Source organism: Streptomyces sp. NPDC003943 (assembly GCF_053605265.1).
This window is the reverse complement of record NZ_JBSGIW010000100.1, coordinates 1-24,899: the sequence shown is the minus strand read 5'-3', so window position 1 is coordinate 24,899 and position 24,899 is coordinate 1. Positions and strand designations below refer to the sequence as shown.

Below are 24,899 nucleotides of genomic sequence, written 5' to 3'. Positions count from 1 at the left end.
CCTCTCTTATCGCTCCCCCCCCCACACCACTACAAACCACACCATAACTCCCCCTACCCCCCCCTCCACCTATCGCCTTGCGCCCGTTTCACAAAGGTACGTGAGTACCGCGCGGCGCCCTCGCGTGTCTTCAGGCGGCCGGGACCGGCATCCCCTGTGTCCCCGGCGTCAGGCCGTCGTGGCGAGCAGCTTGCGCAGCAGGCCGGCCAGCTGCTCCGACTCCTCCGGCGTGAGCGCCGCCTCCAGGGCCGCGCGCTGCTCGGCGAGCCCGGCGCCGACGGCCTGGTCCACGAGGGTGCGGCCCTCGTCGGTGAGGGTGACCCGCAGGCCGCGCCGGTCGTTCGGGTCGGGGCTGCGGGTGAGCAGCCCGGCCCGCTCCAGCTTGTCGAGCCGTCCGGTCATCCCGCCGGTCGTGATCATCAGCGTGGCGGTCAGCTCGCGCGGTGAGAGCGTGTACGGCTCTCCGGAGCGGCGCAGTGTGGCGAGCACGTCGAACTCGCCGAGCGACATCCCGCCGTACGGCGCGTACGCCTTGTCCACCTTGCCGCGCATGGCGGCGGACAGGCGGTAGATCCGGCCGAAGACGGCCATCGGCAGGGTGTCGAGGTCGGGGCGGACCGCCGCCCACTGATCGGCGATGGCGTCGACGGCGTCGTGCGCGGGCCCCGGCCCGGGCGTGTGCTTCTCCATGCCCTCAGTTTCCCTCTCCATTGAGTCACTTGCAAGAAAGCCTCTTGCGCTTAAGTAGCTTAGTGCTAAGTTAATTACTGCCAAGCCGAACCGGCGCCACGCCGGGGAGGTGCCCGCAGCCCGCTACAGGGGGGAACCCGTCATGTCCCGCAAGGCCGCCACCATCGCCCTGACCGCCCTCGCCCCGGTCTCCTGGGGCAGCACCTACTTCGTCACCACGGAGTTCCTGCCGCCCGACCGGCCGCTCTTCACCGGCCTCATGCGGGCCCTGCCCGCCGGACTGCTGCTCCTCGGCCTCACCCGCAAGCTCCCGCAGGGCGCCTGGTGGTGGAAGTCGCTGGTGCTCGGCGTGCTGAACATCGGCGCCTTCTTCCCGCTCCTCTTCCTCGCCGCCTACCGGCTGCCCGGTGGCGTCGCCGCCGTCGTCGGCTCGGTCGGCCCGCTCTTCGTCGTCGGTCTCGCCGCCCTCTTCCTCGGCGACAAGCCCACCGTGAAGGCACTGCTCACGGCCATCGCCGCCGCCTTCGGCGTCAGCCTCGTCGTCCTCAAGGCGGGGGCCGCGCTCGACGCGGTCGGTGTGGTCGCCGGTCTGCTCTCCGCCCTGTCGATGTCCGCGGGCACCGTCTTCACCAAGCGCTGGGGCCGCCCCGAGGGCGTCGGCGCGCTCGCCCTCACCGGCTGGCAGCTCACCGCGGGCGGCCTGTTCCTGCTGCCGATCGCCTTCCTGGTCGAGGGCGCCCCGCCGGCCCTCAGCGGCACCAACCTGGCCGGCTACGCCTACCTCGCCTTCGGCAACACCGCGATCTCCTACTTCCTCTGGTTCCGCGGCATCGAGCGCCTGAGCGCCTCCTCGGTCACCCTGCTCGGCCCGCTCTCCCCGATCACCGCCGCCGTCATCGGCTGGGCCGCCCTCGGCCAGGCCCTCGGCCCGGTCCAGCTCCTCGGCATGGTGATCGCCTTCGGTGCCACCCTCTTCGGCCAGCTGGCCCCGCGTGCCGCCAAGAAGGAATCGTTCAGCGTTACTGAAAAGAACGGTCAGGAAGTTTCGATGGACCTGGAGGTTTCCGGGGTGCGACGGTAGGCCACATGAGCAGCCTGACCGCATCCGAGACCCCGTCCGCCACCGAGAACCAGCACGTCACCGAGAGGCCGGCACCCGCCAAGGGCGCCGGCCTCGGCGTGCTGCTCGCCCTGCTCGCCACGGTCGTCTGGTCCGGCAGCTTCGTCGTCGCCCGGGCCCTGCACGACACCGTCCCGCCCGTCCAGGCCGCCTTCTGGCGCTGGATCGTGGCGATCGTCGCCGTCGCCCCCTTCGCCGCCCGCGCCACCTGGCGGCAACGGCACCTGATCCGCCGTCACCTCGGCTTCGTCACCCTCGCCTCGCTGCTCGGCATCACCGTCTACAACACCCTGGTCAACCAGGCCGGACTCACCACCTCCGCCGGCAACATGGGCATGATCATGGCCGCCTCGCCCGTCCTCATGGCGGTGTACGAGCGGCTCGGCGGCGCCCGCCTCGGCGCCCGGCGCGTCACGGGCATGCTCGTCGCCTGCGCCGGCGTGCTGCTGCTCGTCGGCCGGGGCGCGCTGCCGGCCCGGTTCGGCGCCGGCGACCTGTGGATGTTCGCGGCGGCGCTCGCCTTCGCCTCGTACAGCGCCCTGCTCAAGCGCCGCCCGGCCGAACTCGGCGGCGTCGTCTTCCTCTTCACCACCTTCGTCCTCGGCGCGGCGATGCTGCTGCCGGCGTACGCGGTCAGCCTCGCCACCCAGGGCGGCTTCCAGCCCACCGCCGGCACCGTCGGCCCGCTCGTCTACGTCGGCGTGCTCTCCTCCGCCGTCGCCTTCTTCTCCTGGAACCGCGCCGTCGCCCTCATCGGCGCCGCCCGCGCCGGCGTCGTCTACTACCTCCAGCCGGTCTGCGTCGCACTGCTCTCGTACCTGCTGCTCGGCGAGGAACTGGGCATCCTCGGCGGGGCCTGCATGGCGCTCATCCTGGGCGGGGTGGCGCTGGCCTCGGCCACCCGGGAGCACTCCCGGCAGGCCCGGTAGGTTGCGCCTCATGACCGAGTGGGACATCAAGAAGCTCCAGATCCTCCGCACCCTCCGCGACCGCGGCACCGTCACCGCGACCGCGGAGGCGCTGCTGATGACCCCCTCGGCCGTCTCGCAGCAGCTCACCAATCTCGCCAAGCAGCTCGGCGTGCCCGTCCTGGAGGCGCACGGCCGGCGGGTCAGGCTCACCGACGCCGCGCACCTCGTACTGCGGCACGCCGAGGCGGTGTTCGCGGAGCTGGAGCGGGCCGAGGCGGAGCTCGACGGCTATCTGCGGGGCGAGGCCGGGCGGGTGCGGGTCGCCGCGTTCTCGACCGCCGTGGCGGCGCTCGTGGTGCCCGCCGTGCAGACGCTGCGCGCCGCCCACCCGGGGCTCGACGTGCGGGTCCGCGAGGCCGAGGCGGCGGAGGCGTACGAACTGCTCACGGCCGGCGAGGTCGACCTCGCCCTCTCGCTCGCCGCGCACGCGCCGACCGCCCGCGACCCCCAGTTCACCCGGGTGCCGCTGCTCGCCGACCCGCTCGACGTCGCCCTGCCCGCCGGGCACCCGCTCGCCGAGGCGCCCGGTCTGCGGCTCGCCGACCTGTCCGCCGAGCCCTGGATCTTCGGCGGCTCCGGCCCCTGGTCCGAGATCACCACCGCCGCGTGCGAGGCCGCCGGGTTCGTCCCCGAGCAGGCGCACAGCGCCGCCGGCTGGACCGCGATCCTCGCCATGGTCGAGGCGGGCATGGGAGTGGCCCTGGTTCCGCGGATGGCCGCCGCCGAGCGCGCCAGGGGCGTGGTGATGCGGGTGCTGACGGCCGATCAGCCGCGCCGTCACGTCGTGGCGGCGGTACGGCGCGGGGCGGAGGAGGGGCCGGCGGTGGCACGGGTGCTCGCGGCGCTGCGCCAGGCCGCCGTGCAGCGGCGAAGTACGCCCGGCTGACCGGCTGACAGGTACACCGAAACGATCACTACGCTCTCGGGACATGAGACTCCCGTCCCGAAGACTTCCGTCCCGAAGACTCCTGTTCCGAGCCGCCACCGTGCTCGCGATGCTGGCCGCCGCGGTCCTCCCGGCCGCGGCGCCGGCCGCCGCCGACACCGTGGACCCGGCCACCGCGCCGTCGGTGCGCACCATCTCGTACAACGTCTGCGGCCAGTCCACCTGCCAGAGCGCGCTCGACCTGCCGACCTGGACCGCCAAGGTCAAGGAGCAGACGCTCGCCTGGGACACCGACGCGCTGCTCCTCCAGGAGCTGTGCTTCGGCCAGTGGGCGGCGCTGCGCGACGCCCTGCCCGGGTACACCGGCGTGTGGACCTCGACCGTCAACGACTCCGCCGGCTGCGGCAAGTGGTCCACCGACACGCGGTTCGGCCTCGGCGTCTTCGTCAAGGCGCCGGCGGTCGACCGCTACGCCGCCAACCTCACCGTCCCGGCCGGCGAGGAGGGCCGGGCCGTGCTGTGCGCCCGAGGCCCGGTCGACGGCCGCACCACGCTCGTCTGCAACACGCACCTCGCGCAGTACATCACCCCGGACAACGGCTCCTCCCAGGCCCTCGCCAAGGCCGACACCTGGGCCGCCGGGCTCCCCGTCATCCTCGGCGGCGACTTCAACGCCGGCCCCGACTACCCGGCGCTCGACCCCATACGCGCCGGACTGCCCGGCACCGGGCCGTTCGCCGAGGCCGACGAGAACGACCGCGACTACTTCACCCAGGCATGCCTCGACTCCGGCGCCACCGAGTGCCGCTCGGGCGAGCCCACCACGTACGCGGGCAAGAAGTTCGACCACGTCTTCCTCAGCGCCCGCGACTTCCACACCGTCCGCGCCGACGCCCTCGAACCCGAACCGGCCGGCACCGCACCGCTCTCCGACCACCTGCTGCTGCGCGCCGCCGCCTACCCCGAGCCGCGGCCCGGCACCGGCACCGGCGGTGACCTCACGGGCGACGGGCGGCCCGACTTCCTCGCCGTGAAGGACGACGGCAACCTGCGCCTCTACTCCGGCACCGGCGGCGGCACCCTCGCCGGCATGCGCCAGATCGGCACCGGCGGCTGGGCCGGCGCCGCCGTCAGCCACCGCGGCGACTGGACCGGCGACGGCCGCGAGGACGTCCTCGCCCGCATCGGCGACGAGCTGTGGGTCTACCCGAACACCGGCAGCGGCGAGCTCGGCACCCGCATCGCCATGGGGGGCCGCCCCACCGGCTGGACCGGCGCCACCCCGCTCGCCGCCGGCGACGTGGACGGCGACGGCCTCCCCGACGTCCTCGCCCGCAGCGCCACCGGCCTCTGGCTGCACCGCGGCGGCGCCGCCGTCGGCGGCCAGCCGGCCTTCGCCGCCCGAGCCGCCCTCCACATCGGCGACGCCGAATTCGCGAACTACGACGTGCTCCTCCCCGGCGACGTCACCGGCGACGGCAAGGCCGACATCTGGGCCCGCGACCGCGCCACCGGTCGCCTCCTCCAGTACGCGAGCCAGGGCGACCAGCACCTCGTCGCCCCCGTCGAACTCACCGGCGGCCCCTGGACCGTGGCCGACCGCCGCCTCGCCGTCTCGGCCGGCGACGTCACCGGCGACGGCCTCCCCGACCTGTGGACCACCCGCACCGCCGGGACCGCCGAGAACCTCGAGTTCCTCCCGGGCACGGCGACCGGCCTCGGGGCGCCGACGACGATCGGCACGGGCGGCTGGCAGTGGCTGACGAACCTCGGCTGACGCACGCATGACGAAGGGCCCCGGACGGTTCACCGTCCGGGGCCCCTCACTGCGGGAATCAGGCCGCGGCCGCGTCCGCCGCCTGGGCCTTCAGGGCGCGCTCCACGCCCGCGCGGCACTCCGTCACCAGTCGGCGCAGGGCCGGGACCGGGTCGTTCGCCGCGATCCAGGCGTCCGTCGCGGCCAGGGTCTCCTCGGAGACCTGGAGCGTCGGGTAGAGGCCGACCACGATCTGCTGGACGATCTCGTGGCTGCGGGTCTCGGAGACGCGCTTGATCGAGGCGAAGTACTTCTCCGTGTACGGGGCGACCAGCTCGCGCTGGTCGGCCTGCACGAAGCCGGCGATGACCGCCTCCTGCACCGCGTTCGCCAGCTTGTCGTCGTCGACGACCGACGCCCACGCCTCGGCCTTGGCGGCCTCGGTCGGGCGGGCGGCGCGGGCGGTGGCGGCGTGGCGCTCGCCGGCCGCGGTCTTGTCGCGCTCCAGCTCGGCGGCGATCTCCGCCTCCTCGAAGCGGCCGGTCGCGGCGAGCCGCTGCACGAAGGCCCAGCGCAGCTCCGCGTCGACGGCCAGGCCCTCGATGGTCGCGGAGCCGTCGAGCAGCGCCGCGAGCAGGTCGAGCTCGGCGGCCTCGCGGGCGGTGGCCGCGAAGGCGTGGGCCCACGCCAGCTGGTGGTCGCTGCCCGGGGCGGCGGCACGCAGCTGCTCCTGGGCGAAGGCACCCCAGCGGGCCAGGCCCTCGGCGCGCCACTCGGGCGCCGCGTACAGGTCGAGGGCGACCTTGGCCTGCCGCTGGAGCGACTGGACGACGCCGATGTCGCTCTCCTTGGCGATGCCGGAGAGCACCAGGGAGAGGTAGTCGCGGGTGGCGAGCTCGCCGTCACGGGTCATGTCCCAGGCGGAGGCCCAGCACAGCGCGCGCGGCAGCGACTCGGTGAAGTCGCCGAGGTGCGCGGTGACGTTCTTCAGGGACACCTCGTCGAGGCGGACCTTGGCGTACGACAGGTCGTCGTCGTTGAGCAGGACGACGGCCGGGCGCTGCTTGCCGGCCAGCTGCGGGACGGCCGTCAGCTCGGCGGCCTCGACGTCCAGCTCCAGGCGCTCGGTGCGGACCAGCTTTCCGGTCGCGTCGAGCTCGTAGAAGCCGACGGCGATGCGGTGCGGGCGCAGCACGGCCTCGCCCTTGGCGCCGGCCGGGAGCGCCGGGGCCTCCTGGCGGATGGCGAAGGAGGTGATCGAGCCGTTCTCGTCGGTCTCGATCTCGGGCCGCAGGATGTTGATGCCCGCGGTCTCCAGCCACGCCTTCGACCAGGCCTTCAGGTCACGCCCGGAGGTCTCCTCCAGGGCGCCGAGCAGGTCGGTGAGGCGGGTGTTGCCGTAGGCGTGGCGCTGGAAGTACGCCTGGACGCCCTTGAAGAACTCGTCCTGGCCGACGTAGGCCACCAGCTGCTTCAGGACCGAGGCGCCCTTGGCGTAGGTGATGCCGTCGAAGTTGACGAGCACGTCCTCGAGGTCGTTGATGTCGGCCATGATCGGGTGCGTGGACGGCAGCTGGTCCTGGCGGTAGGCCCAGGTCTTCTCCGAGTTGGCGAAGGTGGTCCAGGCGTTGGGCCAGCGGGTGCCCTCGACGGACGCCTGGCAGGCGACCGAGGTGAAGGTGGCGAACGACTCGTTCAGCCACAGGTCGTTCCACCACTCCATGGTGACCAGGTCGCCGAACCACATGTGCGCCAGCTCGTGCAGGATGGTCTCGGCCCGGCGCTCGTACGCCGCGTCCGTCACCTTCGAGCGGAAGACGTACTGGTCGCGGATGGTGACCGCGCCCGCGTTCTCCATCGCGCCCGCGTTGAACTCCGGCACGAACAGCTGGTCGTACTTGGCGAACGGGTAGTCGTACGCGAACTTCTCCTGGAACCAGTCGAAGCCCTGCCGCGTGACGTCGAAGATGTGCTCGGCGTCGAGGAACTCGGCGAGCGACGGACGGCAGTAGATGCCGAGCGGCACGACCTGGCCGTTCTTGCCCTCGTACGTCGAGTGCACCGCGTGGTACGGGCCGACGATCAGGGCCGTGATGTACGTGGAGATGCGCGGCGTCGGCGCGAACTCCCACACCCCGTCCTTCGGCTCCGGGGTCGGGCTGTTGGAGATCACGGTCCAGCCCTCGGGGGCCTTCACGGTGAACTGGAAGGTCGCCTTCAGGTCCGGCTGCTCGAACGAGGCGAACACGCGACGCGCGTCCGGCACCTCGAACTGGGTGTAGAGGTACGCCTGGCCGTCGACCGGGTCGACGAAGCGGTGCAGGCCCTCACCGGTGTTGGTGTACGCGCAGTCGGCGACGACCTTCAGCTCGTTGGCGCCGGCCAGCAGGCCCGGCAGCGCGATCCGCGAGTCCTGGAAGACGGCGGCGACGTCGAGGGCGGTTCCGTTGAGCACCACCTCGTGCACGGTCGGGGCGACGAGATCGATGAAGGTCTCGGCACCGGCCTCGGCGGAATTGAAGCGGACGAGGGTGGCGGACCGGTAGGTCCCGCCCTCCTGCGCACCGGTGAGGTCGAGGTCGACCTCGTACGCGTCCACGGTCAGCAGCTTCGCCCGCTGCTGGGCCTCTTCACGGGTCAGGTTCGTGCCAGGCACCCGGTCAACTCCTCGGTTTCGTGACGTTTGGCTCATCCTTCCACGGGGTGTGTGGGCTGCGCACGGCTCATTTCCCAGGGCGAACACGCATCGTGGACAAGAAGAACGGCGGCCACCGTCTCCGGTGGCCGCCGTTCTTCCGTGCGGAGGGGATCAGCCCTGCAGTTCCTGCGCCACGAGCTCCGCGATCTGCACCGCGTTGAGCGCCGCGCCCTTGCGCAGGTTGTCGTTGGAGAGGAACAGCGCGAGGCCGTGCTCGACGGTCTCGTCGACGCGGATGCGGCCCACGTAGGAGGCGTCCTTGCCGGCGGCCTGGAGCGGGGTCGGGATCTCGGAGAGCTCGACGCCCTCGGCGTCCTTCAGCAGCTCGTAGGCGCGCTCGACGCTGATCGGACGCTCGAAGCGGGCGTTGACCTGGAGGGAGTGGCCGGAGAAGACCGGGACGCGCACGCAGGTGCCGGAGACCTTGAGGTCCGGGATCTCCAGGATCTTGCGGGACTCGTTGCGGAGCTTCTGCTCCTCGTCGGTCTCGAAGGAGCCGTCGTCGACGATGGCGCCGGCCAGCGGCAGCACGTTGAAGGCGATCGGGCGCTTGTAGACGCCGGGCTCGGGGAACTCGACGGCACCGCCGTCGTGGGTGAGCGCGGTGGCGCCCTCGGCGACGGCCTTGACCTGGCCGTCGAGCTCGGCGACGCCGGCCACGCCCGAGCCGGAGACGGCCTGGTACGTGGTGGCGACGAGCGCGGTCAGGCCGGCCTCCTGGTGGAGCGGCTTGAGCACCGGCATGGCGGCCATCGTGGTGCAGTTCGGGTTGGCGATGATGCCCTTGGGGCGGTCCTTGACCGCGTGCGGGTTGACCTCGGAGACGACCAGCGGGACCTCGGGGTCGCGGCGCCAGGCGGAGGAGTTGTCGATCACGACGGCGCCCTGGGAGGCGACCTTCTCGGCGAGGGCCTTGGAGGTGGTGCCGCCGGCCGAGAAGAGCACGATGTCCAGGCCGGTGTAGTCGGCGGTGGCCGCGTCCTCGATCGTGACGCCGTCGACGACCTTGCCGGCGGAGCGGGCGGAGGCGAAGAGGCGCAGCTCGTCCACGGGGAAGTTCCGCTCGGCGAGGATCCTGCGCATGACCGTGCCGACCTGACCGGTGGCTCCGACGATTCCGACCTTCACGGGGACTCCTCCGTACGTAAGTGCAGGTGCTGCGGCTTCCATGATGCGTATGTCCCGGGGCGCCTTGTCCAATCGATTGTCCAAGGGTCGGACAGGTCACGGGACGGCAGCGGAGACGGCAAGGGGGTGGACACCGGTTCCGGTGCCCACCCCCTCGTTACGCCACGGGTGCTACAGCGGCGCTACGGGGTGACCGTCCCGATCACCACGCTGCCGGTGCCCGCGGCGGTGCCGCGCGCGTTGAGCAGCTGGACCTGGCCGAAGAACTGCCGGCCCTCGGGGGCCGGACCGTTCACGACGACCTGGGCGGGCACCTGCGCGGTGCTGCCGTTGGCCAGCTGGAGCGGGGTCGACTCGTCGACCTTCACGGAGCCGAGCGCGGACGAGTAGTACACGTCCTTGTAGTCGAACGTGGTGCCCTCGGCGGACGGCACGTTGTAGCCGTCGATGATGACGGTGTAGGTGCCCGCGGCGGGCTTGACCAGGGAGACGGACTCCTCGGAGTCGCCGTCGGCGGACTGGCCGACCTGCGTGTCGCCGAGCTTGACCGTGAGGTCGAGGTCGGCGGCCAGGTCGGAGCTGTTGCCGATGGCGATGTCGAGGCGCTCCACGCCCTCACCGATGGTGACGGTCCTGATCTGCTGCTCGTGGTGCTTGATGGTCGGGCGCTCGGTCTTCTGCGAGCCGAGCGGGCCGCCCTTCAGCCGGCCGTCGAGCGCGGCGAAGCCGTTGGTGACCTTCCACTCCACGGCGGCCGGGGTGCCGACCTTCGCCTCGGGGACCGACTGGACGGCCGGGTCGAAGGAGGCGCCGAGCACGGACACGCCGAGCGTGTACGGGTTGTCCAGGTCCGGCGAGGTGCGCCGGGACTCGACCTCGATCTCCCAGACGCCCGGGGTCGGGTCGGTGTAGGAGCGCAGGTCGGGGCGGCAGGTGTTGGCCGGGTTGTAGTGCGGGTAGCACACGGTCGACGCGGTGGACTCGAGGGCGACGCCGTACGGGTGGATGGAGATGAACCGGGTCTGGCTCTGCTCCTTCAGCCCGCCGAGGGTGACCTCCAGGGACTTGGCGCCCTTCGGCACGGTCACGAAGTACGACTTCATGCTGTTGCGCTGCACGGAGCCGGTGGCGGAGAAGCCGTAGCCCGGCGCGACCAGGTCGTTGGAGACGACGCTGGTGGCGAGGATCTGCTTGTCGACGCCCTCGGTGAAGGGGTCGTCGGCCTCCAGGATCACGCTGTGCACGCCCGTGGTGGTGGGACGGGCCTGCAGCTGGACGGTGACCGGCTTGTTCAGCGGCAGCGCCACCCAGTCCTCGCCGAGGATCCGGAAGGTGCCGTCGTTGTACTTCAGGCCCAGCTCGTGCCAGACCGGCCGGTCGGGGCCGTTCGTGCGCGTGACGGTGACGTCGTAGACCTTCTTCTGGCCGACCTTGAGGCCGCCCTCGCGGTCGTACACACCGGTGCCGGTGTGCGGGGCCGGGAAGATCGCGGTGTCGACCGGGGCCTCGACCTTGTAGTCGTGGGCGGTGGCACCGAACAGGATCGAGTCCCAGGCGTCCACGATGTCGATCCGGCCGGCGCCCTGCTCGTGGGCCGCGACACCGGGGATCCGCTTGGCGGTCGAGGTGAGCGCGGTGCGCAGGGTGAGCGGGGAGAGCGGGATGTGCCGCTGCTTGGCGGCGGAGATCAGCAGCGCGCTCGCGCCCGTCGCCTGCGGCGAGGACATCGAGGTGCCGTTGAGCATGCCGTAGCCGGCGGGCAGGGTGTAGCCGGCCTCGGCGACGCCGGCGCCCGGCAGCCAGGTCGGGATGGTGTTCACGGCCGAGCCGGGGGCGGTGATCGTCGGGGTGAAGCCGCCGTCCTCACGCGGGCCGCGCGAGGAGAAGTTGAACATGGCGTACTTCTTCTCGACGGCCGAGCCGTAGTTGGCCGCCCAGGTCGCCTGGGAGATGCCCGCGCCGACCGAGATGACCTTGTCGGCCAGGCCGGGGTCGCCGATCGTGTTGATGCCGGGGCCCTCGTTGCCGGCCGAGATGACCAGCTGGACGCCGTAGGTGTCGATGAGCCGCGTGTAGAGGCGCGAGCGCACGTTGTCGCCGTCGTTCTGCGCGGGCAGGCCGCCGATCGACATGTTGACGATGTCGACGCCGCGGTTCGCGACGAGGTCGATCATGCCCTCGGTCAGCGCGGTGTTGGTGCAGCCGCCGGTCCAGGTGCAGGCACGCATGGAGACGATCTTCGCGCCGGGCGCGGCGCCGTTCATGCGGCCGCCGAACAGGCCGTTGGCGGCGGTGATGCCGGCGACGTGGGTGCCGTGCTCGGACTCGACGAGGCCGACGTTGACGAAGTCGGCCTTCTTGCCGACCCAGGTGCCGCCCAGCGGGTCCATCGGCACGTCCTTGCGGATCTGCACGACGAACGGGGTGCGCTCGACGACCTCGGTGGCCGGGTTGTCGGTGCCGAAGTAGCCGATCTGGTAGCCGTCCTTGTACGGCTTCATCGGCTCGTTGTTCGTGAAGTCGCCGTCCTGGTCGGTGTCCACGCGGACCGTGCCGGCGACCGGGTCGTACAGCATGCCGAAGCGGTCGGTGGTGTCGCCGTCCCGGTTGATGTCGCCCTTCGGGTCGCCGCCCGCGGTGACCGACTCGCTGAACCGGCTCCACTGGTACGAGCCCTCGGGCGCCTTCCAGCTCAGGCCGCCCGCCGTGAAGACGGGGCCGGAGACCGGGGTGATCTGGGCGCGCCAGGTGCCGTCGCTCTCGGTGAGCGGGTCGGTGGCGGTGACCCAGTCGACGATCTTGCGCTCGCCGGTGGTGGTCTTCTGCAGGGCCGGGTGGCCGAGGTCGACACCGGAGTCGAGGATGCCGATGGTCACGCCGCGGCCGTCGGCCTTCGGGTGCTCCTGGACGAAGTCGACCGCACCGGTCTCGAAGGACGGGTTGTACGGGTTCCTCGCCGGGGTGTCCTTGCCGGGCGCCGGGTAGGTCTGCGTGACGGTGGTGCCCTCGACGGCGCCGGTGGAGCCCGCGTCCGGGGTCGGGTCGTCGAGCTTGACCTCCGCCTGGAGGTCGACCGACTGGACCGAGGAGAGCTTCGTGGCCGCCTTGATGGCGGCGTCGGCCTTCCCGGTGGGCAGGGTGGCGCGGACGTAGCCGAGCTTGTCGTCCTGGCGCCCGACGGAGGCGCCGGGCACGGCGTCGAGCTGGCCCGCGACCTGCTCGGTGGCGCCGGGCGCGGTGGCCACGAGCACGGTGACGGTCGGCGTGCCGTCGGCCTCGGCCTCGGACAGGCGCTGGGCGTCGGTGGGGCCGAGCTTGTCGGCCGGGTCGGCGGTCTTCGCCGTGGAGTTCGCCGGGATCCCGGTCGCCGGGTCGTCGACGGCCAGGACCGGGGCGGCACCGGCCGCGACGAGCGCGGTCACGAGTCCGGCGGCGGCGGCGATGCGGGCCGCGCGTCTGGTCCCGGTGGTCGAGCGCCCGGATATGGAGCTCTGGGTTTCGGGGGTGGTCATTTACATCCCTGTTTAAGAAGAGAGGGTCCGGATTTCGGTACCGGATGACCGCTCAGCTTGTCGTAAATGACCGTGGTTTGGGGAGAGTTATCGGGCGGCGGAATGCGTAGGTGGCGCACATCCGCCAGCAGGGAAGCCGCGCCACGCGGGACGAACCCGCACTAACCTCACCGCATGAAGACAGAGTTGAGGGTGGCGGCCTACGCCGTGTGCGTGCGGGACGAGCAGATACTGCTGGCCCGGTGGGTGACCAAGGACGGGCGGAAGCTGTGGACGCTGCCCGGGGGCGGCATCGAACACGGGGAGCTGCCCGTCGAGGCCGTCGTCCGGGAGGTCGAGGAGGAGACCGGCCATGTCGCCGAGCCGCTGGCGCTCCTCGGCATCGACTCCATCCGCCGCACCTGGCCGCGCAAGCTCGGGCCCGTCGACTGGCAGGGCCTGCGGATCATCTACGAGGCCCGGATCACCGGCGGCGAACTGCGCAACGAGCAGGGGGGATCCACCGACCTCGCCGCCTGGTACCCGCTCGACGCCGTGCCCGGCCTCGACCGCGTCGAACTCGTCGACATCGGCCTCCAGCTGTGGCGTGACCGGCCGCGCCTCGGCCACTCGCCGCTCAGCGCCCCGGCGAACGGCTGAAAACCGCTCAACTGTCACCTGACCGCCGGAACCGGGCTCAACCCGCCGCAGGCCTCCCGTGGTCCCCTCTCGCGAACGCACTTCACGATCACGGGAGTTTCGATGACAGCCGCACGCACGCTCCGCACCGTCCTCGCCACCGGCCTGGTGGCCGGCATCGCCGCCACCACGCTCGCCGGGCCCGCCGTCGCCGCCGCGCCGCCGAAGCCGTCCCACACCGCCACCCAGCAGGCCCTGGACGCGGCCGTCGCCGAGGGCGTGCCCGGCGCGGTCGCGCAGGCCCGCGACGGAAAGGCCCGCTGGACCGGCACCGCCGGCGCACGCAAGGGCAACGACCGCTTCCGGGTCGGCTCCATCACCAAGACCTTCACCGCCACCGTGCTGCTCCAGCTCCAGGCCGAGGGCCGCATCGACCTCGACGACCCGGTCGAGAAGTGGCTGCCGGGAGTCGTCCGGGGCCATGGCCACGACGGCCGGAAGATCACCGTCCGGCAGCTGCTCAACCACACCAGCGGCATCTACAGCTACACCGCCGACCCCTCCTTCCAGCAGACGGTCTTCGGCCCGGGGTTCCTGGAGCACCGCTACGACACCTGGACCCCGGAGCAGCTCGTCGGAGTCGCGATGGAGCACGCGCCGGACTTCGCCCCCGGCGCCTCCTGGAACTACTCCAACACCAACTTCGTGCTCGCCGGCATGGTCATCGAGAAGGTCACCGGCCACCCGTACGAGAAGGAGGTCGAGCGGCGCGTCATCAAGCCGCTGAAGCTGCGCGCCACCAGCGCTCCCGGCACCGACTCCCGGATGCCGCGGCCCAACTCCGGCGCCTACTCCAAGCTCTCCCGCGAGGCCGACGGGCCGACGTACGACGTGACCGAGCTGAACCCGTCCATCGCCGGGGCGGCGGGCGAGATGATCTCGGACGCCAATGATCTGCAGACCTTCTACCGGGCCCTGCTCAAGGGCCGGCTGCTGCCGCCCGCCGAGATGAAGGAGATGACCGACACGGTCGCGACCGGCCAGGGCGCGGACGTCCGCTACGGGCTCGGCCTGTTCCAGGAGAAGCTGAGCTGCGGAAAGGAGATCTTCGGGCACAGCGGCGGGATCCACGGCTCCACCTCCCAGGCCGTGGTCACCCGGGACGGCGAGCACTCGCTCGCCGCGAACTTCAACGCCGACTGGACCGGCGACAGCCACGCCCTGATCGAGGCGGAGTTCTGCGGAAAGACCGGGAAGAACTGACGCGGGCCCTCAGCGCGGCAGGACGACCACGTAGGCGGCCGGCTGCCGGTCCGGCGCGGCCATCAGCGCCGTACGGACCACGGTCGCCTGCTGGTCCATCGCCTCGCGCAGCTTGCGCGGGGTGATGTGGACGACGGTGATGCCGAGCCGCTCCAGGTGCTCGCGCTTGCGCGTGTACTCCGACCACAGCGCGTCGTCGTCCTGCCGCGGCGCCCGGGTGTCCAGCTCCACCGCGACCGCCTGGTCCGGCCAGTACGCGTCCACGCCGCCCAGGTGCGGGCCGCCCGGCAGCCGCAGGTCCACGTTCCACAGCGGGTCCGGCAGCGCGAACTCGCGCACCATCTCGTACAGCCGCTGCTCGGCGATCGAGCGCCCCTCGGCGAGCAGCGAGTCCACCGCGTCCACCACATGGGGCCGGGTGAGCAGCCGGGCCCGGTTCAACTCCCGCACCACCGCGCCCGGTTCGCAGTGCCCGCCGCTGACCGCCTCGGTGAGCAGCCGGCGCACCACACCCGCGTCGTTCAGCGCCGAGACGGCGTCGGCGAGCGCCCGCTCCACCGGGGCCACCGGCAGCGCGTCGATCTCGACCGGGGTCGGCGGCTGGGCGGCCTTCACCACCCGGACGAAACCGGTCGAGCGGAGCCGGCGGGTGCGCGGCACCAGGACGTCGACCCGGTCGACCATGCCGCGCGGCGGAGCGGCGGCGAAGCGGTGCAGCGAGAGCGCGGCGAGCCCGGTGATCATCGCCTCGGCGCGGGCGTAGCGGATGGCCTCCCGGAACCGGTCGGTGCCGGTGCCGGTGCCGGTGCGGGGGAGGGGGGAGGGGGCGCTGGGGGAGGTGTTGTGGTTCATGCCGACGGTCTTCCGCCGCACGGACCGGCCCTAACCGCTGTTACGAGTCCGTCGCGCAATCCGGACAACTCCGCACTAAAGTACGCGCGTTCGAGTGCCGAGGTACGAAGGCCCCCGGCGGTGCGCACACCGCCGGGGGCCCGGTCGCGTACCTACGGGACTACGCGGCGCCCTTGTCGCACTCCTGCGCCCGCAGTGCCCGCGCCAGGTCGTCGCGGGACTCCAGGACGAGCCGGCGCAGCGCCGGAGCGGCGTCCGCGTGCGCGGCCAGCCACGCGTCCGTCGCCGCCAGGGTCTCCGGGCGGTCCTGGAGCCCCGGGAAGAGGCCGCGGACCACGTCCATGCCGATCTGGATGGACCGCTCCGCCCAGATCCGCTCGATCACCGCGAAGTACTTCTCCGCGTACGGCGCGATCAGCTCGCGCTGCGAGGGCTGCGTGAAGCCCGAGATCGTCGCCTCCGCCAGGGCGTTCGACAGCCGGTCCGACTCGACGACCTGCGCCCACGCCTGCGCCTTGACGGCGGCCGACGGGCGGGCGGCCAGGCAGCGCACCTGGTGGCGCTTGCCGGACGCCGTGTCGTCCCGGGCCAGCTCCTCGCCGATCCGGGCCTCGTCGGCGCGGCCGTGCGTGGCCAGCGGCGACAGGAACGCCCAGCGCAGCTCCTGGTCGACGTCGAGCCCGTCGATCGCGGCCGAGTCGTCGAGGAGCCCCTCCAGGAGCTGCAGGTCGGCGTCGGCCGAGGCGACGGCGGCGAAGAAGTGCGCCCAGGTCAGCTGGTGCTCGCTGCCCGGCTCGGCGAGCCGCAGCTCGCGCAGCCCGCCCTCGGCGAGCAGCCGCCCGCCCTCGGCCCGCCACTCCGGGGCCGCGTAGAAGGTGACGGCCGACTTCGCCCAGGCGTGCACCATCTGCAGCACGCCGATGTCGGTCTCCCGGCCCGCGAAGTCCAGCGCCACGCGCACGAAGTCGCGGGCCGGCATCAGCCCGTCGCGCGTCAGGTTCCACAGCGCGGACCAGCACAGGGCGCGGGCCAGCGGGTCGGTGATGTCGCCGAGGTGGCCGCGCAGGGTGGCGAGCGAGCCCTCGTCGAAGCGGACCTTGCAGTAGGTGAGGTCGTCGTCGTTGACCAGGACCAGGTCCGGCTTCTCCGCGCCGGCGAGCTCGGCCACCACCGTACGGGCGCCGGTGATGTCCGTCTCGGCCCGCGCGTAACGCACGAGGTCGCCGCCCTCGATGCGGTAGAGGCCGACGGCCGCGCGGTGCGGGCGCAGCTCGTCGCCCTCCTGGTCGACGGCCAGCTCGGTGATCCGGCCCTCGGCGTCGTAGGTGAGGACCGGGGTGAGGGAGTTGACGCCGGAGGTCTGCAGCCAGGACTTCGACCACGCCTTCATGTCCCGGCCGGAGGTCTCCTCCAGGACCGCGAGCAGATCGGCGAGGGTCGTGTTCCCGTACGCGTGGCGCTTGAAGTAGCGGCGCGCGCCCTCCAGGAACGCGTCCCGGCCCGCGTACGCCACCAGCTGCTTCAGGACCGAGGCGCCCTTGGCGTACGTGATGCCGTCGAAGTTCAGCTTGGCGTCCTCCAGGTCACGGATGTCGGCCGTGACCGGGTGCGTGGACGGCAGCTGGTCGGCCCGGTACGCCCACGCCTTGCGGTTGTTGGCGAAGGTCACCCACGCGTTGCCGAAGCGGGTCGCCTCGACCTGCGAGAAGGTGCCCATGAAGTCGGCGTACGACTCCTTCAGCCACAGGTCGTCCCACCACACCATGGTGACCAGGTCGCCGAACCACATGTGGGCCATCTCGTGCAGGATCGTGTTGGCCCGGCGCTCGTACGCGGCCCGCGTCACCTTGCCCCGGTAGATGTACTCCTCCTTGAAGGTGACCATGCCGGGGTTCTCCATGGCGCCGAGGTTGTACTCGGGCACGAAGGCCTGGTCGTACTTCCCGAAGGGGTACGGGTAGTCGAAGTTGTCGTGGAAGAAGTCGAAGCCCTGCTTGGTGACCAGGAAGACGTCGTCCGCGTCGAAGTGCTTCGCGAGGCCCTTGCGGCACATCGCGCCCAGCGGGATCTCCAGCTCGGTGCCGTCGGCGAAGGTGCGCCGGTAGGTGTCGGTGACGTAGTGGTACGGGCCGGCCACCACGCACGTGACGTACGTGGAGATGGGCGCCGTCTCCGCGAACCGCCACACCCCGTCGGCGCCCTGCTCCCCGGCGCCGTTGCTCCACACCGTCCAGCCCTCGGGCGCGACCGCCTCGAAGCGGTACGTGGCCTTCAGGTCGGGCTGCTCGAAGTTGGCGAAGACCCGGCGCGCGTCGGCCGGCTCGTACTGCGTGTAGAGGTACACCTCGCCGTCCTCCGGGTCGACGAAGCGGTGCATGCCCTCGCCGGTGCGGCTGTAGGCGCACTGCGCGTCGACCACGAGCACGTTCTCGTCGGCCAGGTCGTCGAGCGTGATCCGGGCGCCGTCGAAGACGACCGCCGGGTCGAGCTCGCGCCCGTTGAACGTCACCGCGGTCACCGAGGGGGCGATCAGGTCGGCGAAGGTGCGGTCGCCCATGCCCGTACGCCGGAACCGGACGGTGGTCACGGAACGGAAGGTGCGCACGCCCTCCCCGGACTCGCCGACCGCCGAGCGCAGGTCGAGGAAGACCTCGTACCCGTCGACGGACAGCAGCGCGGCCCGCTCGTGGGCCTCGTCGCGGGACAGATTCTCACCGGGCACGGTCACTCCACTCCTTCGTGCCACACCGTCGTGGCGCGTTCGAAACAGCACCGATCCTCCCATGTGCGGCTGACACCGAACAGGCGGGAATGCGGCGGGGCCGCCCTGGCGTTGCGCCTTTCGGCGCAACACCGAGACCCGAGGCCTTATCCGAGGAGACACATGTCCGAGAGCAGGACCACCGCCGAGTTCTTCTTCGACCCGCTGTGCCCGTGGGCCTGGATGACCTCCCGCTGGATGCTGGAGGTGGAGAAGGTCCGCCCCGTCGACGTGCGGTGGAAGGTGATGAGCCTCGCGGTCCTGAACGAGAACCGGCTCGACGAGGTGCCGCCGGCGTACCGCGAGATGCTGGAGACCCAGGCGTGGGGCCCGGTCCGCGTCGTCATCGCCGCCCAGCAGCTGCACGGCGACGAGGTGGTCGGCAAGCTCTACACGGCCCTCGGCACCCGCTTCCACAACAACGGCGAGGGCCCGACCCGCGAGGCCATAGCGAGCGCACTGAAGGACGTCGGCCTGCCCGAGAGCCTCGTCGACTACGCCGACAAGGACACGTACGACAAGGAGCTGCGCGCCTCCCACAAGGAGGGCATCGACAAGGTCGGCCAGGACGTCGGCACGCCCGTGATCTCCGTCCCCGGCCCGGACGGCGACGAGGTCGCCTTCTTCGGCCCGGTCGTCACCCCGACCCCGCGCGGCGAGGCGGCGGCGCGCCTGTGGGACGGCACGCTGCTCGTGGCGTCGACGCCCGGCTTCTACGAGATCAAGCGCACGCGGACGGAAGCGCCGAGCTTCCACTGATCGCAGAACGGCCCCCGCGGTTCACGTCACCGCGGGGGCCGTCCTCTTTACGCCTGCTCGCCGAAGGTTGAGAAGACGATCACGAGCAGGAGCTTCCCGCGCGGGGGCCTCAGAACGAGATCAGCGGGACGGACGCCTTCGCCGTCAGGTAGCGCTTCTGCACGTCCTGCCAGTTGACGACCTGCCACATCGCCTCGATGAAGTCGACCTTCTGGTTCTTGTACTGCAGATAGAAGGCGTGCTCCCAGGCGTCGAAGACGAGGATCGGCACCGAGCCCTGGCCGACGTTGCCCTGGTGGTCGTAGACCTGCTCGACGATCAGCCGGCCGCTGACCGGCTCGTACGCGAGCACGCCCCAGCCGGAGCCCTGGGTGGTCGCGGCGGCCTTGGTCAGCTGGGCCTTGAAGCGGTCGAAGGAGCCGAAGGACCCGGTGATCGCGTCGGCGAGCTCTCCCACGCCGTCGGCGGCCAGCGGCTCGCCGCCGCCCTCGCCGCCCTTCGGGCTCGCCATGTTGTTCCAGTAGATGGAGTGCAGGATGTGGCCGGAGAGATGGAACGCCAGGTTCTTCTCAAGGCCGTTGAGCGCTCCCCACTGCTCCTTGTCGCGGGCCTCCTCCAGCTGCTCCAGGGTGTCGTTCGCGCCCTTGACGTAGGCGGCGTGGTGCTTGTCGTGGTGCAGCTCGATGATCTGCGGATTGATCACCGGCTCCAGCGCCGCGTAGTCGTACGGCAGCTCCGGAAGTGTGTAGATCGCCATGTGCCGAGCCCTCGCCCTTCGAACGACTGCTTGTTGCCATGCTTATTGCAAGCAATGTGCAAGTGCAGGCTAACAGCAGATACGGGGGAACTTGATCAGACTTTGGATCTAGGTCTGCTTCCGCGCGCTCCGCCAATCGTGTCAACCGGCGCTGGGGGCGGGGTCGGTCAAGATCAATAACGTGCGTGCTGCCGGTCGTCGAGCGGGGCGGATGCGGGAGCGAGGAGCGCGGCCACGGCGGTCGCCGCGGCGAGCGTGAGGGGGAGGTTCATGCCAGGTCGGCACCGACGCCCGCAGCGGGGTCAGCGGCCTCGCGAGCGAGGGCGCGGGCAGCGAAAGCGCCCTGTTCGTCAACGACAACAAGCGCTCCGGGCAGCCGCGGCTGTCCCGCGTCACGTACCGGGCGGACGCCGTCGCCGGCGGGCGGCTCACCTGGGCCGGGGCCGAACCCAGCGACCTGGAGGCCATCGAGGCCATCCCGGGGATCCCCGGCGAGTACCTGCCGCTCGCCAGCCCGTCGTCGAGTACGCGCCGCTGCCCGCCCTCGGCCAGGGCGAGGACTACGAGAGCTTCGCGCTCGTCGCCCGGGACGGGAAGCTCGCCGCACTGTGGGCCGACCGCGGCGAGGGCCCGGGCCGGCCCGCCACGCTGTACGCGGCGCCGCTCACCTTCGCCGCCTGGGGCCAGCCGCTGTTCGGCGCGGTGACCAAGCGCCCGTACACCTCCACGTACCCGGCGGGCGACGGCACCCGGCACGTCTCCGACCTCGCGGTGACCGACTCCGGCCGGATCCTGGCGAGCTCGGCGCGGACGCCGGCGACGACGGCCCCTTCGACTCGGCGGTCAGCGACATCGGCCGGGTCACCGTCACCTCCACCGGCAAGGTGCGGGTCACGCTCTCCGGCAGCCCGGTCGTGCTCGGCACCTTCCCCGGCTACAAGATCGATGCCGTCGAGTGCCTGCCCGGCACCACCGACGTCCTGCTCGGCACCGACGACGAGAACAAGGGCGGGTACGTGCGCACCGCCCCGTACTGCGGGACCTGAGCCCGAGCGCCAACAACCCGGGCATCAAAAAGCGGTGCCCCGCCGAGCTCTCGCTCGGCGGGGCACCGCGTCACATCCGGGCCGGTCAGGCTTCCTCGGCCGCGGGCGTCACCGCACCCGCTCCGGCGCCCGCCTTCTGCCGGACGATGCCGATCACCGCGAGGACCAGCGTCATCGCGCCCGTCGCGTACAGCTGCACGCGGGTGCCCTCGTCACGGGCCATCAGGTAGAAGATGACCGCCATGCCGGCGAGGGCGACGTACGTCAGGCCCGGGTACAGCCACATCCGCACGACCAGCTTCTCCGGCGCCTCGCGGTCCAGACGGCGGCGCAGCACCAGCTGCGAGGCCGCGATGAAGATCCAGACGACCAGGATCACGCCGCCGATCATGTTGAGCAGCCACGGGAAGATCGTCTCGGGCGACCAGTAGTTGAGGCCGACGCAGACGAAGCCGAAGAAGCAGGAGGCGAGCACGGCCGGGCGCGGCACGCCGCCGGAGACCCTGCCGAGCACCTTCGGGCCGAGGCCGCGGTGGACCAGGGAGAAGGCGATCCGCGAGGAGCCGTAGATGTTGGCGTTCATCGCGGAGAGCAGGGCGATCAGGACGACGACGTTCATGATCTGGCCGGCGCCCGGGATGCCCAGGTGGTCGAGGGCGGCGACGTACGGGCCCTTCTCGGTGATGGCCTTGTCGTCCCACGGGATGAGGGTGACGACGACGGCCATCGAGCCGATGTAGAAGAGCGAGATGCGCCACATCGCGGTGCGCACGGCCTTGGCGACGCCCTTGACGGGGTTGTCGGACTCGGCGGCGGCGATGGTGACGGTCTCCATGCCGCCGTACGAGAACACCGAGGCGAGCAGACCGATGACCAGGCCCTCGCTGCCGTTCGGCAGGAAGCCGCCGTTGCCGAACAGGTTCCCGGTGCCGGGGGAGTCGGTGCCGGGCAGGACGCCCAGGATGGCGAGCACGCCCAGGCCGAGGAAGAGGGCGATCGCGCCGACCTTCAGGGCGGCGAACCAGAACTCGAACTCGCCGAAGTTCTTCACGGCCGCCAGGTTGGTGCCGCAGAAGACCAGCATGAAGAGCGCGACCCAGGCCCACTCGGGCGTGCCGGGCAGCCAGCCGGTGACGATCTTCGCCGCGCCGATGCCCTCCAGACCGACGGCGACGCTCAGCAGCACCCAGAACGCCCAGCCGGAGGCGAAGCCGGCCCAGGAGCCGAAGGCCCGCTCGGCGTGCGAGGAGAAGGAGCCGGAGGAGGGGTAGGCGGCCGACATCTCGCCCAGCATGCGCATCACGAGCATGACGAGCAGACCGGAGATCGTGTACGCGAGGACGATGGACGGGCCGGCGGCGGCGATGCCGGCGCCGGAGCCGACGAACAGGCCGGCGCCGATGACGCCGCCGAGGGCGATCATCGACAGATGACGCTGCTTGAGGCCATGGGTCAGGCCGTCGGTGGGAGCGGTCGCGCCGTCCTTGCGGTCGGCCGGCGCGGGCGCGGTGGTCCGAGACATGGGCGAACCCTGTTCACTAGCTGAGACGGGGAGGGTGGCCCACAGTGTGTGGGCCCGCACCGCTCACAGGGAACAGCCGTCCGCTATACGGTCACCACCTTCACACAAGGTGAAGATTCAGTTCCGTACCGCGCTCGCCTCCCGGGGCCGCCGCAGCTCCCGCAGCCACGCCACCACGAGGACCACCGCCGTCGCGCCGGCCGACCACAGCACCTGCGGGCGCGAGCCGTCGTCGAGCAGCATCAGCACGACCACCGCGGCCATCGCGGCGAGCGCGACCCAGGTCAGCCACGGGAAGCCCCACATGCGCAGGGTCAGCGTCTCCGGCGCCTCGCGCTCGATCCGGCGGCGCAGCCGCAGCTGCGACACCGCGATCAGCGCCCACACGAAGAGCAGCACCGCGCCGACCGCGTTGAGCATGTAGAGGAAGACCGAATCCGGCCACTTCAGATTGAGCAGTACGGAGACGAAGCCGAACGCCACCGACGCCAGCACCGCCCGGCGCGGCACGCCTCCCCCGCTCTCGGCTTCGCTCGAGCGGGGGGACCCCCGTCCCGACACCTTCAGCAGGCCCTCGGGCGCCTCGCCGCGCTCGGCCAGCGAGAACACCATGCGGGACGACCCGTACAGATTGGCGTTGAGCGCCGACAGCAGCGCCACGAACACCACCACGTTCATGATCTGCCCGGCCCCCGGCACCCCGATCGCGTCCAGGACCGCCACGTACGGCGACTCGCCCGGCTTGATCGCGGTCCACGGCAGCAGGGTGACGATCACCAGCATGGAACCCACGTAGAAGAGGAGGATCCGCCACACCGCGCTGCGCACCGCCCGCGCCACGTTCCGCGCCGGGTCGTCGGACTCGGCCGCCGCAATCGTCACGACCTCCAGGCCGCCGAAGGCGAAGACGACGGCGAGGACGCCGGACACGACCCCCGACCAGCCGTTCGGCAGGAAACCGCCCTGCCCGGTGAGATTCGCCAGACCCACCGGATCGGTGTCGGGGAGCCAGCCCACCACCGCGAGCACACCGAGCACCAGGAAGAGGACGATGGCGCCGACCTTCAGAGCGGCGAACCAGAACTCGAACTCGCCGAAGTTCTTCACCGCCGCCAGGTTCGTGGCCGTGAAGACCAGCATGAAGAGCAGTACCCAGCCCCACTGCGGGATCCCGGGCACCCAGCCGTGCGCGATCCGCGCCGCGCCCGTCGCCTCCACGGCGAGGACGACGACGAGCAGGAACCAGTACAGCCAGCCCACCGAGAAGCCCGCCCAGCGCCCGAGCGCCCGCTCCGCGTGCACCGAGAAGGCGCCGGAGGCCGGCATCGCCGCCGACATCTCGCCGAGCATCCGCATGACCAGCATCGCGAGCGCGCCCGCGATCAGATACGAGACGACGATGCCGGGACCCGCGACCGCGATCCCCGCGCCCGAACCGACGAAGAGCCCCGCGCCGATCACGCCGCCGAGGCCCAGCATCGTCAGATGACGCTGCTTCAGCCCGTGGGAGAGGGGCTCCTGTTCGGGAGCGAGGGACGACCGGGACGACTGCGGGGCGGTTGGTGCCTCGTGCATGTGAGGGGCTCGCGCTCTTCGGTTGTTTATGGGGACTCCACAGTCTCTCCGGTGAGCGGGTGTCGGCGCAAAAGGGATCTCCTGACAGGACTTCCCCGTGACAAGCGTCACGTGGCGGAAAGGCGTCAGCGGCCGACTTGTCCGATCTCCACGAAAGGCTCGGCCCCGGCTTTGTGGGCGGCTGACCGTGATCGGGCGTTCACTCCTGGCATACGGTCGAGCCTGTCCCTCGTCCCTTCAGCCCCGCGGAGTACCGACCGATGAGCATCGCCGCCGCCCCCGTCTCCTCCCTCCGTTCCGGTGCGGTCCTCGCCGACCTGATCCCGGCGAGCCGCGTCCGCGACCTCGCGCTCGTCGCCGGCGGCGCCGCGCTGACCGGCCTCGCCGCGCAGCTCACCGTGCCCGTCCCGGGCTCCCCGGTGCCGGTCTCCGGCCAGACCTTCGCCGCCCTGCTCGTCGGCACCGCCCTCGGCGCCCGCCGCGGCTTCCTCTCCCTCGGCCTGTACGCCGTCGCCGGCATGGCGGGCCTGCCGTGGTTCGCCGAGGCGTCCTCCGGCTGGGCGATGCCGTCCTTCGGCTACATCCTCGGCATGCTGCTCGCCGCCACCGTGGTCGGCGCGCTCGCCCGCCGCGGCGGCGACCGTTCGGTGCTGCGCACGGCCGGCACGATGGTGCTCGGCTCCGCGATCATCTACGCGGTCGGCGTGCCGTACCTGGCGCTGGCCACCGGCATGACCCTCGGCCAGGCCGTCGCCGCCGGCCTGGTCCCGTTCCTCATCGGTGACGCGCTCAAGGCGGCGCTCGCCATGGGCGCGCTGCCGACGGCCTGGAAGCTCGTCGGCCGCAAGGGCTGACGCCGAAGCGCCCGCCGAACGCGGAGGAGCTCCGTGCCACGACGATGTCGCCGGGGGAGAGCAGCTCGGCCAGCTCGTCGATGGTCGACTGGGTCGCCGCACCGGCGGGGACCATGACCCACACGACGCGC

The 24,899-nt window shown here is 71.7% G+C and carries 18 protein-coding genes and 1 pseudogene; 9 read left to right on the top strand and 10 right to left on the bottom strand.

Features of this window, described 5'->3' with window-relative positions:
* Nucleotides 1-168: 168 nt before the first annotated feature.
* On the bottom strand, nt 169-690 hold the full coding sequence (locus tag ACWEV0_RS30610) for a MarR family winged helix-turn-helix transcriptional regulator (RefSeq protein ID WP_453152922.1): 522 nt from the start codon (nt 688-690) through the stop codon (nt 169-171).
* A 142-nt stretch (nt 691-832) separates the two neighbouring features.
* On the opposite strand from ACWEV0_RS30610, the gene ACWEV0_RS30605 reads away from it, so the two are divergent.
* The 4 genes from ACWEV0_RS30605 to ACWEV0_RS30590 are packed head-to-tail and all read left to right on the top strand — an operon-like array spanning nt 833 to nt 5,444.
* Nucleotides 833-1,771 carry an EamA family transporter gene (locus ACWEV0_RS30605; protein WP_453152921.1) on the top strand — a complete coding sequence of 313 codons (939 nt, stop codon included), beginning with the start codon at nt 833-835 and terminating at the stop codon, nt 1,769-1,771.
* 5 nt (nt 1,772-1,776) lie between these two features.
* Nucleotides 1,777-2,739, top strand: a complete 963-nt coding sequence (locus ACWEV0_RS30600; protein WP_453152920.1) for a DMT family transporter — start codon at nt 1,777-1,779, stop codon at nt 2,737-2,739.
* Nucleotides 2,740-2,749: 10 nt separating this feature from the next.
* Nucleotides 2,750-3,667 carry a LysR family transcriptional regulator gene (locus ACWEV0_RS30595; protein WP_453152919.1) on the top strand — a complete coding sequence of 306 codons (918 nt, stop codon included), beginning with the start codon at nt 2,750-2,752 and terminating at the stop codon, nt 3,665-3,667.
* 43 nt (nt 3,668-3,710) lie between these two features.
* Complete coding sequence (locus tag ACWEV0_RS30590; RefSeq protein WP_453152918.1) at nt 3,711-5,444, top strand: FG-GAP-like repeat-containing protein; 1,734 nt, start codon at nt 3,711-3,713, stop codon at nt 5,442-5,444.
* A gap of 58 nt (nt 5,445-5,502) precedes the next feature.
* Here the strand turns inward: ACWEV0_RS30590 and pepN (ACWEV0_RS30585) are convergent, their stop codons facing one another.
* The 3 genes from pepN (ACWEV0_RS30585) to ACWEV0_RS30575 all read right to left on the bottom strand — a co-directional run bounded on the left by pepN (ACWEV0_RS30585) (nt 5,503) and on the right by ACWEV0_RS30575 (nt 12,761).
* Nucleotides 5,503-8,079, bottom strand: coding sequence for an aminopeptidase N (pepN, locus tag ACWEV0_RS30585; RefSeq protein ID WP_453152917.1), 2,577 nt, complete (start codon nt 8,077-8,079; stop codon nt 5,503-5,505).
* Nucleotides 8,080-8,232: 153 nt separating this feature from the next.
* Nucleotides 8,233-9,249: an aspartate-semialdehyde dehydrogenase gene (locus ACWEV0_RS30580; protein WP_453152916.1), complete on the bottom strand. Its 1,017-nt coding sequence runs from the start codon at nt 9,247-9,249 to the stop codon at nt 8,233-8,235.
* A 182-nt stretch (nt 9,250-9,431) separates the two neighbouring features.
* Entirely contained in the window at nt 9,432-12,761 is a 3,330-nt protein-coding gene (locus ACWEV0_RS30575; RefSeq protein WP_453152915.1) for a S8 family serine peptidase, read from the bottom strand.
* A 174-nt stretch (nt 12,762-12,935) separates the two neighbouring features.
* Here ACWEV0_RS30575 and ACWEV0_RS30570 point away from each other — a divergent pair, with 174 nt between their 5' ends.
* Together ACWEV0_RS30570 and ACWEV0_RS30565 are read left to right on the top strand one after the other, a co-directional pair.
* The gene (locus ACWEV0_RS30570; RefSeq protein WP_453152914.1) at nt 12,936-13,400 is read left to right on the top strand and encodes an NUDIX hydrolase; all 465 of its coding nucleotides are present in this window, start codon (nt 12,936-12,938) and stop codon (nt 13,398-13,400) included.
* Between the two features lie 102 nt (nt 13,401-13,502).
* Nucleotides 13,503-14,642 (top strand): serine hydrolase domain-containing protein, encoded by a 1,140-nt coding sequence (locus ACWEV0_RS30565; RefSeq protein ID WP_453152913.1) that lies wholly within the window; start codon nt 13,503-13,505, stop codon nt 14,640-14,642.
* A 9-nt stretch (nt 14,643-14,651) separates the two neighbouring features.
* Here ACWEV0_RS30565 and ACWEV0_RS30560 read toward each other — a convergent pair whose 3' ends face one another.
* Both ACWEV0_RS30560 and pepN (ACWEV0_RS30555) read right to left on the bottom strand, forming a co-directional pair.
* On the bottom strand, nt 14,652-15,494 hold the full coding sequence (locus ACWEV0_RS30560; RefSeq protein WP_453152912.1) for a hypothetical protein: 843 nt from the start codon (nt 15,492-15,494) through the stop codon (nt 14,652-14,654).
* Between the two features lie 160 nt (nt 15,495-15,654).
* Nucleotides 15,655-18,216, bottom strand: a complete 2,562-nt coding sequence (gene pepN, locus ACWEV0_RS30555; RefSeq protein ID WP_453152911.1) for an aminopeptidase N — start codon at nt 18,214-18,216, stop codon at nt 15,655-15,657.
* A 162-nt stretch (nt 18,217-18,378) separates the two neighbouring features.
* On the opposite strand from pepN (ACWEV0_RS30555), the gene ACWEV0_RS30550 reads away from it, so the two are divergent.
* Nucleotides 18,379-19,014: a mycothiol-dependent nitroreductase Rv2466c family protein gene (locus ACWEV0_RS30550; RefSeq protein WP_453152910.1), complete on the top strand. Its 636-nt coding sequence runs from the start codon at nt 18,379-18,381 to the stop codon at nt 19,012-19,014.
* Between the two features lie 109 nt (nt 19,015-19,123).
* Here the strand turns inward: ACWEV0_RS30550 and ACWEV0_RS30545 are convergent, their stop codons facing one another.
* Nucleotides 19,124-19,771, bottom strand: coding sequence for a superoxide dismutase (locus ACWEV0_RS30545; RefSeq protein WP_453152909.1), 648 nt, complete (start codon nt 19,769-19,771; stop codon nt 19,124-19,126).
* A gap of 884 nt (nt 19,772-20,655) precedes the next feature.
* Here ACWEV0_RS30545 and ACWEV0_RS30540 point away from each other — a divergent pair.
* Nucleotides 20,656-20,817, top strand: a complete 162-nt coding sequence (locus ACWEV0_RS30540) for a hypothetical protein (RefSeq protein ID WP_453152908.1) — start codon at nt 20,656-20,658, stop codon at nt 20,815-20,817.
* 85 nt (nt 20,818-20,902) lie between these two features.
* Here ACWEV0_RS30540 and ACWEV0_RS30535 read toward each other — a convergent pair whose 3' ends face one another.
* Together ACWEV0_RS30535 and ACWEV0_RS30530 are read right to left on the bottom strand one after the other, a co-directional pair.
* Complete coding sequence (locus ACWEV0_RS30535) at nt 20,903-22,339, bottom strand: amino acid permease (RefSeq protein WP_453152907.1); 1,437 nt, start codon at nt 22,337-22,339, stop codon at nt 20,903-20,905.
* Between the two features lie 117 nt (nt 22,340-22,456).
* Complete coding sequence (locus ACWEV0_RS30530) at nt 22,457-23,914, bottom strand: amino acid permease (RefSeq protein WP_453152906.1); 1,458 nt, start codon at nt 23,912-23,914, stop codon at nt 22,457-22,459.
* Between the two features lie 260 nt (nt 23,915-24,174).
* Here ACWEV0_RS30530 and ACWEV0_RS30525 point away from each other — a divergent pair, with 260 nt between their 5' ends.
* Nucleotides 24,175-24,768, top strand: coding sequence for a biotin transporter BioY (locus ACWEV0_RS30525; protein WP_453152905.1), 594 nt, complete (start codon nt 24,175-24,177; stop codon nt 24,766-24,768).
* A 22-nt stretch (nt 24,769-24,790) separates the two neighbouring features.
* On the opposite strand, the pseudogene ACWEV0_RS30520 reads toward ACWEV0_RS30525, so the two are convergent.
* Nucleotides 24,791-24,899 (bottom strand): annotated as a pseudogene (locus ACWEV0_RS30520) (NAD(P)-binding domain-containing protein); the annotation flags it as partial.